This window comes from Methylobacterium sp. A52T, assembly GCF_053346095.1.
The window spans coordinates 19,159-30,434 of record NZ_JBKFBI010000064.1 but is presented as its reverse complement, the minus strand read 5'-3'; the positions used below and the strand labels follow the sequence as shown (position 1 = coordinate 30,434).

The following is an 11,276-nucleotide window of genomic DNA, read 5'->3' as shown; positions in this document are numbered from 1 at the left end:
CGCGGGGCCGGGTGACCCCGGCGCCGGCGGCCCCCGTGCCGGCGGCGTGGAGCGCCGCCGCGTCGTCGGCGCCGACCGCGGCGGCGATGCCGCCCTGGGCCCAGCCGGTGGCGGTGCCGAGGCCGAGGGCCGAGGCCGTGACCAGCGTCACCGGGCGGGGCGCGAGGCGCAGCGCGACGCTGAGGCCCGCGACGCCGCCGCCGACCACGACGACGCGGTCGGCGCTGTTGGGGGAGATCGCGTTCATCGCGTGCGCACCTCGAGCATGCGCTCGACCGCGGCCCGGGCGCGGTCGGCGAGCGCCGGGTCGACCGTGACCTCGTGGGTCATCGTCTCGAGCGACCGCCGGATGTTGCGCAGGCTCATCCGCTTCATGTGCGGGCACATGTTGCAGGGCTTGATGAACTCGATGTCCGGGTTCTGCGCCGCGATGTTGTCGGCCATCGAGCACTCGGTGACGAGCACCACCTGCTTCGGCCGCTTCTCGACGACGAAGTCCATCATCATCGCGGTGGAGCCCGAGAAGTCCGATTCGGCCACCACGTCCGGCGGGCATTCCGGGTGCGCGATCACGGTCACGCCGGGATAGCTGTCGCGGACGTCGCGGATGTCGGCCGGGGTGAAGCGCTCGTGCACCTCGCAGTGGCCGGCCCAGGTCAGGATCTCGACCTCCGGGATCTCGGCCTGGACGTTCTGCGCGAGGAACTCGTCGGGGATCATGAGAACGCGGGGGGCGTTCAGCGACTTCACCACTGCGACGGCGTTGCCGGAGGTGCAGCACAGGTCGGACTCGGCCTTCACGGCCGCCGAGGTGTTCACGTAGGTCACGATCGGCACGCCCGGATACTTGGCGCGCAGGCCGCGCACGTCCGCGGCGGTGATCGAATCGGCCAGCGAGCAGCCGGCGCCCATGTCGGGGATGAGCACGGTCTTGCTCGGGTTCAAGAGCTTGGCCGTCTCGGCCATGAAGTGAACGCCCGCCAGCACGATCACGTCGGCGTTCACGTTCACCGCCTCGCGGGCCAGCGCGAGGCTGTCGCCCACGATGTCGGCCACCGTGTGGAAGATCTCGGGCGCCTGGTAGTTGTGCGCCAGGATCACGGCGTTGCGCTCCCGCTTCAGGCGCAGGATCGCCTCGATATCGGGGGCGAGCGCCGGCCACTCGATCGCGGGGACGTGCCGGCTGACGCGTGCGTACAGATCCGGAAGGGGCAGGCCCGGGATCGTCGTGCGGGAGACGGGTGCAACGGTCGCCGTCATGGCGTCCTCCATTATGCTCAGTTTGAGCATTGTGCCGTCTAACTTATGGGGGCCGGACGCGCCTGTCCAGATATGCTAGCTGTGAGCATAAATCTTTTGCGGTGCGATGTTACGCTGCACCGCCGAAGGCTCGAGCGCTCAGCAGAAGGTCGCCGGGTCCGGCCCGATCCGGCCGTCGGCCCGGTCGAGGCCGGCGATCCGCGCCATCTCGTCCGCGCCGAGCTCGAAATCGAACAGCGCGATGTTCTCGGCGATGCGCCGCGGGGTGGCGGTCTTGGGGATCGCCACGCATCCGATCTGGATCTGCCAGCGGAGCACCACCTGCGCGGGCGTCTTCCCGTGCGCTTCCGCGACCGCGACGATGACCGGGTCGTTCAGCTCCTTGCCCCGGCCCAGCGGGCTCCACGACTCGGTCACGATCCCGTGGCGGGCGTCCTCGGCGCGCGGGTCTTTGCGCTGGAAATAGGGGTGCAGCTCGATCTGGTTGACGGCCGGGGCCACGCCGGTCTCGCCGATCAGCGTGGCGAGGTGCTCGGGCGAGAAGTTCGACACGCCGATGGACTTCGCGCGGCCCTCCTTCCGGAGCTCGATCAGCGTCTTCCAGGTCTCGACGAACAGGCGACGCTGCGGGCACGGCCAGTGGATCAGGTACAGGTCGACATACGGGAGACCGAGTTGCCGCAGGCTCTCGTCGAAGGCGCGCCTCGCCTCTTCGCGGCCCTGGCGATCGTTCCAGAGCTTCGTGGTGAGGAAGATCTCCTCGCGGGGGATCCCCGCGTCCCGGATGCCGCGGCCGACGCCCGCCTCGTTGCCGTACGCCGCGGCCGTGTCGATGAGCCGATAGCCGGCGCGGAGGGCCTGTCCGACGAGATCCGGAGCCTGGGCGTCCGAGAGCTGCCAGCAGCCGTAGCCGATCTGCGGGATGTGTCGGCCGTCGTTGAGCGGCAGGGTCGGGATAGCCATGAGGCGAGACTCCGGTGTCGTTGTCCGATCAACCCAAACGCTCGCAGCGGAACGCGTTCCCAGGCGTCCCCGTCCTCGCGAGCGCAGCGAAGCAACCCAGTGGGCGCCACGGGCACCGATGTCGCGGCGCCCTGGATTGCTTGCCCGTGCTCGCAAGAATGGAGCGATCGGGTCACGACAGGGGTACAGCGCCCGTAGCGGCGGAGCCGCGCTGAACGGGCGCAGTCTGGACCGGATCTAATCCAGCCGGCCGGACGTTGGCGCACCAGATTCCAAGCTGCGCGCGGCGTCCCACGCGCGCTGCACGGGCTGGATGGCAGCATGACAGACGCGACTCCGACGAAGCCGCTCGCGCTGACGCGGCGGGCCGTGGTGGAAGGCTGTGCGGTGGCCGGCGCACTCGGCGCCCTCGGGTTCCGGCCCGGTCCCGCGATGGCCGCGGCGGCGCCGGGTGATCCGGCTCCGCAGACCATGCCGGTGCGGCTCACCATCAACGGCCAGCCGCAAGATCTCGTCCTCGACACCCGCACGACGCTCCTCGACGCCCTGCGCGAGCACCTCGCGCTCACCGGCACCAAGAAGGGCTGCGATCACGGCCAGTGCGGGGCCTGCACGGTCCTGGTCGACGGCCGGCGGATCAATTCCTGCCTGACGCTCGCGGCGATGCACGAGGGCGACTCGATCACCACGATCGAGGGCTTGGCGGACGGGGACAAGCTCCACCCGATGCAGGCCGCCTTCCTGGAGCATGACGGCTTCCAGTGCGGCTACTGCACGCCGGGCCAGATCTGCTCGTCGGTCGGCATGCTGAGCGAGGCCAAGGCCGGCTGGCCGAGCCACGTCACCGAGGACGTCGCGGCGCCCCCAACGCTCAGCGACGCCGAGATCCGCGAGCGGATGAGCGGCAACATCTGCCGGTGCAGCGCCTACCCGAACATCGTCGCGGCGATCCGCGACGCCGCCACCAGCAAACTCTGAGGAGGCGGAGATGAAGGCCTTTGCCTACGAGCGCCCCGCCACCGTGCAGGACGCCGCGAAGCTCGCGGCCGAACGGCCGAACGCCAAGTTCATCGCCGGCGGCACCAACCTCCTCGACCTGATGAAGCTCCAGATCGAGACCCCGGCCACGCTGATCGACGTCAACCGGCTGCCGCTCGACAAGGTCGAGGCCACGCAGGATGGCGGCCTCCGCATCGGCGCGCTCGTGCGCAACGCCGACCTCGCCGCCGACCCGCGGGTCCGGAAGGACTACGCAGTGCTGGCGAAGGCGCTGCTCGCCGGCGCCTCGGGCCAGTTGCGCAACAAGGCGACGACGGCCGGCAACCTGCTCCAGCGGACCCGCTGCTACTACTTCTATGACACGGCCATGCCCTGCAATAAGCGCGAGCCCGGCTCGGGCTGCTCGGCGATCGGCGGGTTCAACCGCATCATGGCGGTGGTCGGCGCGAGCGAGGCCTGCATCGCCACCAACCCGTCCGACATGAACGTCGCCATGCGGGCCCTCGACGCGACGGTGGAGACCGTCAACCCGGACGGGCAGGCGCGCAGCATCCCGATCGCCGACTTCCACCGGCTGCCCGGCGACACGCCGCAGATCGAGACCGACCTGCGCAAGGGCGAGATCATCACCGCCGTGACGCTGCCGAAGCCGGTTGCCGGCACGCACATCTACCGCAAGGTCCGCGACCGGGCCTCCTACGCCTTCGCCACCGTGTCGGTCGCCGCCGTGATCGCGGGGGCCGAGGGCGGCAAGCCGCAGGCCGCGCGGCTCGCCTTCGGCGGCTTGGCGCACAAGCCCTGGCGGGTGGCCGATGCCGAGACGGCGCTGGTGCAGACCGGCTCGGCCGACGCCGCCGCCGACGCGGTGCTCAAGGGTGCCCGCGGCTACGGCAGCAACGACTTCAAGATCCCGCTCACCCGGCGAACCCTGCGCGCCGTCGTGGCGCAGGCGACCCGCGCGTAGATCCCGGCAAGGACCGTTCCCATGGAGATGAACCAGCCGATCGGCCGGACGCCCCTCGACGACCGGCCCGACGGCCTCGTCGGCAAGCCCCTCGACCGGGTCGAGGGCAAGCTCAAGGTCACGGGCCACGCGCCCTACGCGTACGAGACTCGGGTACTGAAAACCCCCGCCTACGGCTTCATCGTGCCGGCCACGATCGCGGCCGGCACGATCCGGTCGATCGACGCGGAGGCCGCCCGCAAGGCGCCCGGCGCGATCCTGGTGATGACCCACGAGAACGTGCCCGAGCAGGGCGAGAAGAAGGAGCAGGTCTGGCCGCAGCTTCAGGGGACCAAGGTCCGGTTCTACGGGCAGCCGGTCGCCTTCGTGGTCGCCGAGACCTTCGAGCAGGCGCGCGCCGCCGCGATGCTGGTCAAGGTCCGGTACGACGCGGCCAAGCCCAAGGGCCTGCTCAAGGACAGCCTGGCGGCGGCCTACGAGCCGAAGCCGGTCAACTCGCCGCCGGACTCCAAGCTCGGCGACTTCGACGCCGCCTTCGCGGCCGCACCGGTCAAGCTCGACGTGGAATACGTCACGCCGAACCAGATCCACGCGCAGATGGAGCCGCACGCCACCATCGCGTCCTGGGAAGGCGACGGGGTCGTGCTCTACACGGCCAACCAGATGCCGAACCGGGGCCAGAAATCCCTCGGCTCCGTGCTCAAGCTGCCGCCCGAGAAGGTGCGGATCGTCAGCCCCTATATCGGCGGCGGCTTCGGCGCGAAGCTGCAGGTCCAGCCGGAGGCGACGCTCGCGATCCTGGCCTCGAAGGTGATCCAGCGCCCCGTGAAGGTCGCGCTCACCCGGCAGCAGGAATTCCACGTCGCGACCCACCGGACCGACACGATCCAGCGAATCCGCCTCGGCGCGGATCAGGACGGGCGCCTCTCCGCGATCAGCCACGAATCGTGGTCCGACACCGCGGAGGGCGACGGGTTCTTCGAGACGTCGGCCAACGTCACCCGGTCGCTCTACGCGGCGCAGAACCGCGTGACGCGCCATCGGCTCGTGAACCTCAACATGCCGATCGCCTCGGCGATGCGCGCGCCCGGCGAGGCCGTGGGGCAGCTCGCCTTCGAGTGCGCCATGGACGAGCTCGCCGAGCAGTTGAAGATCGACCCGATCGAGCTCCGGGTGCGCAACGAGCCGGCCGAGGACCCCGAGAAAAAGGTCCCGTTCTCGACCCGCAAGCTGGTGCCCTGCATGCGCGAGGGCGCGCGCCTGTTCGGCTGGGACAGGCGGCAGGCCGCGGGCTCGCGGCGCGAGGGCAACTGGCTCGTCGGCATGGGCATGTCGGCGGCCGCGCGCCTCAACCCGCTGATGCCGTCGGCCGCGAAGGTCCGCCTCGGGCCGGACGGCGTGCTGGTGGTGCGGATGGCGATGACCGATCCCGGCACCGGAACCTACACGATCCTCACCCAGATCGCCGGCGAGATGCTGGGGCTGCCGCCCGAGCGCGTGCGGGTCGAGATGGGTGACACCGACTTCCCGTTCGCGGCCGGCTCCGGGGGATCCTTCGGCGCCGGCTCGGCGGGCTCGGCGCTCTACGTCGCCTGCGACAACCTCCGGCAGGCCCTGCTCAAGGCCGGCGACCTCAACCCGGACGGCGCCACCTTCCGCGACGGCGCGGTCACCTCCGGCAACCGCACCGAGTCGCTCACCGACCTCGCCAAGTCCGGGCTGGAGGCCTCCGGCGAGATCAAGCCCGGCGAGATGAAGCAGAAGTTCTCGCAGTACTCGTACGGGGCGCACTTCGCCGAGGTCGGCGTCGACGTCGATACCGGCGAGATCCGGCTGCGGCGGATGCTCGGCGTGTTCACCGGCGGGCGCATCCTCAACGCCAAGACCGCGCGCAGCCAGGCGATCGGCGGCATGACCTTCGGCGTCGGCGCGGCGCTGATGGAGGATGCCGTGGTCGACCCGCGCTACAGCTACTTCGTCAACCACGACATGGCCGAGTACCACGTGCCGGTCCACGCCGACCTCCCGGAGATCGACGCGGTGTTCCTGCCGGAGCTCGACGACAAGGCGAACCCGCTGAAGAGCAAGGGACTCGGTGAGCTCGGCATCTGCGGCGCCGGCGCCTCGCTCGCCAACGCGATCTACAACGCCACCGGGATCCGGGTCCGCGACTACCCGATGACCCTCGACAAGATGCTCAAGGGCTTCGAGGAGCAGGAGGGCCAGGCGCAGCGGCGGACCTGAGGGCCAGACTGTCCGGGGGCCGCTTTCGCCGGCGGGGTGACGGCGCCAGTTGACGCAGGCGCGCCCAGGCGGGACACCCGGCGAAAAGCCGCCCGCGGGGAGCGCCCGGTGTCCGACAGCCAGCACGATGATCGCCGTCCGCCGGCCCGCTTCAACGCGGCGCGGTACTGCCTCGCCGAGAACGCGCGCCTGCGGCCCGACAAGACCGCCCTGGTGATGGTCGGCGACGGCACCGCGGACCGCCTCAGCTTCGGCGAAGTCGAGCGGGCGGTGCGCGGCATCGCGGCGGGCCTCCTCGGCCTCGGCCTGAGGCCCGGCGACCGGGTGATGATCCGGATGGGCAACGAGGCCGACTACGTCCTCGTCTACTTCGGCGCCCTGGCGGCCGGCCTCGTGGCGCTGCCGTCCTCGCCGCAGCTCACCGAGAGCGAGGCGGCGTTCCTCATGGACAATTCCGGGGCCGCCGCCGTGGTGATCGGAAGCGGCTGCACGGTCGCGCCCGAGGCCCTGGGCGGCCGCCTCCTGCTCGACGCCGCCGCGGTCTCCGCCCTGAAGGCTGGCCCACCCCTGCCCGACTACGCCGACACCGCCGCCGACGACCCGGCGATGCTGATCTACACCTCCGGCACGACGAGCCGGCCGAAGGGCGTGCTGCACGCCCACCGCGCCGCCTACGGCCGCCGACCCATGCTCGACCACTGGCTCGGGCTCACCGAATCCGACGTGATGCTCCACGCCGGCACCATGAACTGGACCTACACGCTGGGCGTCGGGCTGAGCGATCCCTGGTCCGTGGGCGCGACCGCCGTGCTCTACAACGGCCCGCGCGATCCCGGGGTCTGGCCGCGCCTGATCGCGGCGTACGGCGCGACCCTGTTCGCCGCCGTCCCGACGCTCTACCGCCAGATCCTCAAGTACGGCGACCTCGGCGCCCACGACCTGTCGAGCCTCCGCCACGGCTGCACGGCCGGCGAGCCCCTCGCGGTGGAGCTGCTGGAGGCCTGGGGTCAGGCCACCGGCAAGCCCCTCTACGAGGCGCTCGGGATGAGCGAGATTTCGACCTACATCTCCAGCGGCCCGACCAACCCGGTGCGCCCCGGCTCGCCCGGCAAGCCGCAGCCGGGCCGGCGGGTGGCGATCCTGCCCGTCGCGGGCGAGCCCGTGCCGCTCCCGGCCGGCGAGAGCGGGCTCCTCGCCGTCCACCGGACCGAGCCGGCGCTGATGCTCGGCTACTGGAACCGGCCGGAGGAAGAGGCGGAGGTGATCCGCGGCGACTGGTTCGTCGGCGGCGATCTCGCCCGCCTCGACACCGACGGCTACCTCTGGTTCGAGGGCCGCAACAACGACCTGATGAAGGCGATGGGCTACCGGGTCTCGCCGAACGAGGTGGAGGCGGTGCTGTCGACCCACCCGTCCGTGGCGGAGGTGGGCGTCGCCGAGCTGCCGGTGCGGGCGGACGTCTCGGTCATCTGCGGCTTCGTGGTGCTGCAGGCGGGCGCCGAGCCCGACGCGGAGGCGCTCCTCGCGTGGTGCGCCGAGCGGCTCGCCGCCTACAAGCGCCCGCGGGAGATCCGCTTCCTCGACGCCCTGCCGCGCACGGCCAACGGCAAGGTCCAGAGGAAGCGGCTGGCCGAGGCGGTCACGGGATGATGCGCGGAGGCCCTGCTACAGCAGCGTCCCGCGCAGGATGAGCAGCGCCACCGAGAAGTAGATGACGAGGCCGGTGACGTCGACCAGCGTCGCCACGAAGGGCGCCGAGGCGGTGGCCGGATCGAAGCCGATCCGCTGGAGCAGGAACGGCAGCATCGAGCCGGCGAGCGATCCGAAGGTCACGATCCCGACCAGCGCCGCGCCGACCGTGGCGGCGACCAGCGGCCAGTGCGCGCCGTAATCGTAGAGGCCGAGCTTCTGCCACGCGACGATCCGGATTACCGCGATCACGCCGAGGATCGCGCCGAGGAAGATCCCGGTCGGCAATTCGCGCAGCGCCACCCGCCACCAGTCGCGCAGGCGGATCTGGTGGAGCGCCAGCGCCCGGATCAGCAGCGAGGTCGCCTGAGAGCCGGAATTGCCGCCGGAGCTCATGATGAGCGGGATGAACAGGGTCAGGACGATCGCTTTCTCCAGTTCGCCCTCGAAGCCCTGCATGGCCGAGGCGGTGAGCATCTCCGACAGGAACAGCGCGCACAGCCAGCCGGCCCGCTTCCGGATCATCGTGAAGAAGCCGATATCCATGTAGGGCTCGGGCAGCGCCTCCATGCCGCCGAAGCGCTGCACGTCCTGCGTCTGCTTCTCGATCATCGCGTCGATCATGTCGTCGACGGTGACGATGCCGATCACGTGGCCGACCGCGTCGACGACCGGCAGCGCCAGGAGGTCGTACTTGGAGATGAGCCGGGCCGCCTCCTCGCGGCTGGCCGTGGGCGAGACCGCGAGCGGCCGGCGTCCCGGCGCGACGCTGAGCACGTTGTCGCCCGGGTCCCCCGAGATCAGGCGCCGCAGGGGCACCGCCTTGGTGAGCGCGCGGGTGCGCGGGTCGAGCACGAAGATCGCGTAGATCGTCTCCCGAGTCTTCTCGACGTGGCGGATGTGTTCCAGCGTCTGGCCTACCGTCCAGGTGCCCGGCACGGTGACGAACTCGGTGGTCATCAGCGAGCCCACGGTCTCCTCGCCGTAGGCCGAGAGCCGGTCGACGGCGCCGCGCGTCTCGGCGTCGAGGCGGGCGCGCAGGTCGGAGCGGCCCGGCTCCTCGATCTCGCGGAACACGTCCGTCACCCGGTCGGCCGACATGCCCGACAGGTAGCCCGCGACCCGGTCCCGCGGCAGCATCTCGATGATGTCGGAGGCGCAGTCGAGTTCCGGCTGGTCCAGCACCTCGATCGCCCGCTCCATCGGCAGGCCGAGCAGGATGGCGGCGGCGACCTCGGGTGCCTCGTCGTTCAGGGCCTCGACGATGTCGGGCGCCCGTTCGTCCGACAGGCGTGCGGCCAGCACGGAGGGATCGACGCGCGTATCGAAGGGGGCGATCTCGTTCATGGCCTCGCCTCGTGGGTTACGAGGCGACGCGTCGCCGGTCATCCTGGGTCTGGGCCGTGACCGGCCGCCGCGTCGGTCGCCCCGCGGCCGGGCCTCTCAGCGGCTCAGGCGGGACGACGGCACGGGGCCGGGCACGGCAGGCACGATCGGTCGGGCACGTCGCTTCGCGGGTCGCTGCTGGAATGGGAGCGCGACACCGTCGAGGACACCGTCGCGCGGGTGCGTCGTGCGCCCGGGCGCGGGGCCCGTCAAGCCGAAACCGCGCCCATCCGCAGCCGATGCCGAACAGGGCTCCGGCGGGTGGCCGCGCGGCCACGGAACGACCCCGCGCCGCTCACGGCCAGGCTCCTTATGAGAAATATAAGTGTTGTGCTCGCTTGTATTGCGTCCAAGATATTGCCTATATGGATCGCAGCAACAGCGAGGAGAAACGCCATGGCTTGGTCTGCCCCGATCGTGTCCGAGATCTGCGTCGGCATGGAAGTCACCAGCTACGAGTCCGCCGAGATCGACACGTTCAACTAAGTCGCGCGCGGTCCGGAGCGCGGTTCGCTCCGGCCTTCGTGGCCTCTCTATCCATCGCATCAACTTTCCTGGAGGAAATCATGGCTTGGTCCGCCCCCGTCGTCTCCGAGATCTGCGTCGGCATGGAAGTCACCAGCTACGAGTCGGCTGAGATCGACACCTTCCACTAAGACGTCGCTCCGACGTTTCCGGGCGCCGCTTCATCCGAAGCGGCGCCTTTTTCTTTGCGCGCTCGCTACGCGCCGCGCCTCGGCTTGACGGGCCGCACCAAACCTGTGCCGCTGCGGCGCCCCGGACCAGCCGGGCCTGCGGAGCGAGCGAGGACCAGTTTGGCGGACAGCGCGCACACGGCCGATCGGTCGATTCCCCCCTGCCCGATCACCGGTGCCCCCGCGCTGCGCTGCGTCGAGCGCCTGGACGCCGGCTTCCTGACGCTCCTCTGGCACTATTCCGGCCGCGTCGATGTCGGGCCGCTGCTCCGCCCCGCCGGCACGTTCCGGCTCTGGGAATCTCCTACGGGACTGATCTTCTTCGATCCGCCGGTGGCCGGCGACGCGGCCTTCTACCGGGCGTTCTACGGCCGGATCGCCGCGCACGATAAGCTCGCCGGCCCGGAGACGGAGCGCCTGGAATTCCGCCAGGCCGCCGCGCACGTCCCGTCCGGGGCCCGGGTGCTCGATGTCGGCTGCGGCCACGGCGGGTTCCGCGCCTACGTGCCGGACGCCACCTATACCGGCCTCGACCCGAACTTCTCCGCCGAGGACCCGACCGGCGCGATCCTCGAAGAGACCGTGGAGGCGCACGCGGCGCGCGTCGGGCCGGTCTACGACGTCGCCTGCGCGTTCCAGGTGATCGAGCACGTGGCGGACCCGCTGGGTTTCGCCCGGGCGCTCGCGGCCTGTGTCAAGCCGGGCGGCGTGGTGCTGATCGGCACGCCGCTCTGGCCCTCGCCCAACACCACGATCCCGAACTTCGTCATCAACGCGCCGCCCCACCACCTGACGTGGTGGACGCCCAGAGCCCTGGAGGCGCTGGCCGGGACGCTCGGCTGCACGCCCGAGGCCGTCCACGCCATCGGCATGGACCGGCACGATTCGCTGATCCACTGGATGGCCAAGGTCAGCCCCGTCCGCTGCCGCGACCGCTTCTTCCGGCGGACGTGGTCCTGGGCGGCGGCGCTCGCCTTCGCGTACGGCGTCGGCGCCGTCCTCGACCGCGTCCTGCCGGTGCCGAAGCGGACCCGCCCGAACGCGCTGCTGCTCGCGGCGCGCAAGACGGCCTGACC

Annotated in this window: 11 protein-coding genes; 7 read left to right on the top strand and 4 right to left on the bottom strand. The window is 71.0% G+C overall.

The genetic code is table 11. The annotated features are described in order from the left end of the window. The 3 genes from ACLBYE_RS16605 to ACLBYE_RS16595 all read right to left on the bottom strand — a co-directional run. On the bottom strand, positions 1–247 hold a 247-nt coding region (locus ACLBYE_RS16605; RefSeq protein ID WP_447695015.1), incomplete at its 3' end, for an FAD-binding protein. Next, positions 244–1,260: a quinolinate synthase NadA gene (gene nadA / locus ACLBYE_RS16600; RefSeq protein ID WP_091679341.1), complete on the bottom strand. Its 1,017-nt coding sequence runs from the start codon at positions 1,258–1,260 to the stop codon at positions 244–246. The genes ACLBYE_RS16605 and nadA, both read right to left, overlap by 4 nt. Positions 1,261–1,398: 138 nt before the next feature. Further along, positions 1,399–2,223, bottom strand: a complete 825-nt coding sequence (locus tag ACLBYE_RS16595) for an aldo/keto reductase (RefSeq protein WP_447695014.1) — start codon at positions 2,221–2,223, stop codon at positions 1,399–1,401. Between the two features lie 321 nt (positions 2,224–2,544). On the opposite strand from ACLBYE_RS16595, the gene paoA reads away from it, so the two are divergent. The 4 genes from paoA (at position 2,545) to ACLBYE_RS16575 (ending at position 8,080) form a co-directional block, all read left to right on the top strand. Further along, entirely contained in the window at positions 2,545–3,201 is a 657-nt protein-coding gene (gene paoA, locus ACLBYE_RS16590; RefSeq protein WP_447695013.1) for an aldehyde dehydrogenase iron-sulfur subunit PaoA, read from the top strand. Between the two features lie 10 nt (positions 3,202–3,211). After that, on the top strand, positions 3,212–4,186 hold the full coding sequence (locus ACLBYE_RS16585; protein WP_447695012.1) for an FAD binding domain-containing protein: 975 nt from the start codon (positions 3,212–3,214) through the stop codon (positions 4,184–4,186). A 21-nt stretch (positions 4,187–4,207) separates the two neighbouring features. Next, positions 4,208–6,430 carry a molybdopterin cofactor-binding domain-containing protein gene (locus ACLBYE_RS16580; RefSeq protein ID WP_447695011.1) on the top strand — a complete coding sequence of 741 codons (2,223 nt, stop codon included), beginning with the start codon at positions 4,208–4,210 and terminating at the stop codon, positions 6,428–6,430. Positions 6,431–6,538: 108 nt separating this feature from the next. Next, entirely contained in the window at positions 6,539–8,080 is a 1,542-nt protein-coding gene (locus tag ACLBYE_RS16575) for an acyl-CoA synthetase (RefSeq protein WP_447695010.1), read from the top strand. Positions 8,081–8,095: 15 nt separating this feature from the next. On the opposite strand, the gene mgtE is transcribed toward ACLBYE_RS16575, so the two are convergent. Beyond that, positions 8,096–9,466 (bottom strand): magnesium transporter, encoded by a 1,371-nt coding sequence (mgtE, locus tag ACLBYE_RS16570; RefSeq protein ID WP_447695009.1) that lies wholly within the window; start codon positions 9,464–9,466, stop codon positions 8,096–8,098. A gap of 435 nt (positions 9,467–9,901) precedes the next feature. On the opposite strand from mgtE, the gene pqqA (ACLBYE_RS16565) reads away from it, so the two are divergent. From pqqA (ACLBYE_RS16565) to ACLBYE_RS16555, 3 genes are all read left to right on the top strand, one after another. Next, positions 9,902–9,991, top strand: a complete 90-nt coding sequence (gene pqqA, locus ACLBYE_RS16565) for a pyrroloquinoline quinone precursor peptide PqqA (protein ID WP_007559223.1) — start codon at positions 9,902–9,904, stop codon at positions 9,989–9,991. An 80-nt stretch (positions 9,992–10,071) separates the two neighbouring features. Continuing rightward, positions 10,072–10,161, top strand: a complete 90-nt coding sequence (pqqA, locus tag ACLBYE_RS16560; RefSeq protein WP_020090597.1) for a pyrroloquinoline quinone precursor peptide PqqA — start codon at positions 10,072–10,074, stop codon at positions 10,159–10,161. 159 nt (positions 10,162–10,320) lie between these two features. Beyond that, on the top strand, positions 10,321–11,274 hold the full coding sequence (locus ACLBYE_RS16555; RefSeq protein ID WP_447695008.1) for a class I SAM-dependent methyltransferase: 954 nt from the start codon (positions 10,321–10,323) through the stop codon (positions 11,272–11,274). Positions 11,275–11,276 lie beyond the last annotated feature (2 nt).

Excerpts from the sequence above, each read along its gene's own strand:
- pqqA (WP_007559223.1), top strand. The coding sequence starts at position 9,902 with ATGGCTTGGTCTGCCCCGATCGTGTCCGAGATCTGCGTCGGCATGGAA.
- pqqA (WP_020090597.1), top strand. The coding sequence starts at position 10,072 with ATGGCTTGGTCCGCCCCCGTCGTCTCCGAGATCTGCGTCGGCATGGAA.
- mgtE (WP_447695009.1), bottom strand. The coding sequence starts at position 9,466 with ATGAACGAGATCGCCCCCTTCGATACGCGCGTCGATCCCTCCGTGCTG.
- ACLBYE_RS16580 (WP_447695011.1), top strand. The coding sequence starts at position 4,208 with ATGGAGATGAACCAGCCGATCGGCCGGACGCCCCTCGACGACCGGCCC.
- ACLBYE_RS16585 (WP_447695012.1), top strand. The coding sequence starts at position 3,212 with ATGAAGGCCTTTGCCTACGAGCGCCCCGCCACCGTGCAGGACGCCGCG.
- paoA (WP_447695013.1), top strand. The coding sequence starts at position 2,545 with ATGACAGACGCGACTCCGACGAAGCCGCTCGCGCTGACGCGGCGGGCC.
- nadA (WP_091679341.1), bottom strand. The coding sequence starts at position 1,260 with ATGACGGCGACCGTTGCACCCGTCTCCCGCACGACGATCCCGGGCCTG.
- ACLBYE_RS16595 (WP_447695014.1), bottom strand. The coding sequence starts at position 2,223 with ATGGCTATCCCGACCCTGCCGCTCAACGACGGCCGACACATCCCGCAG.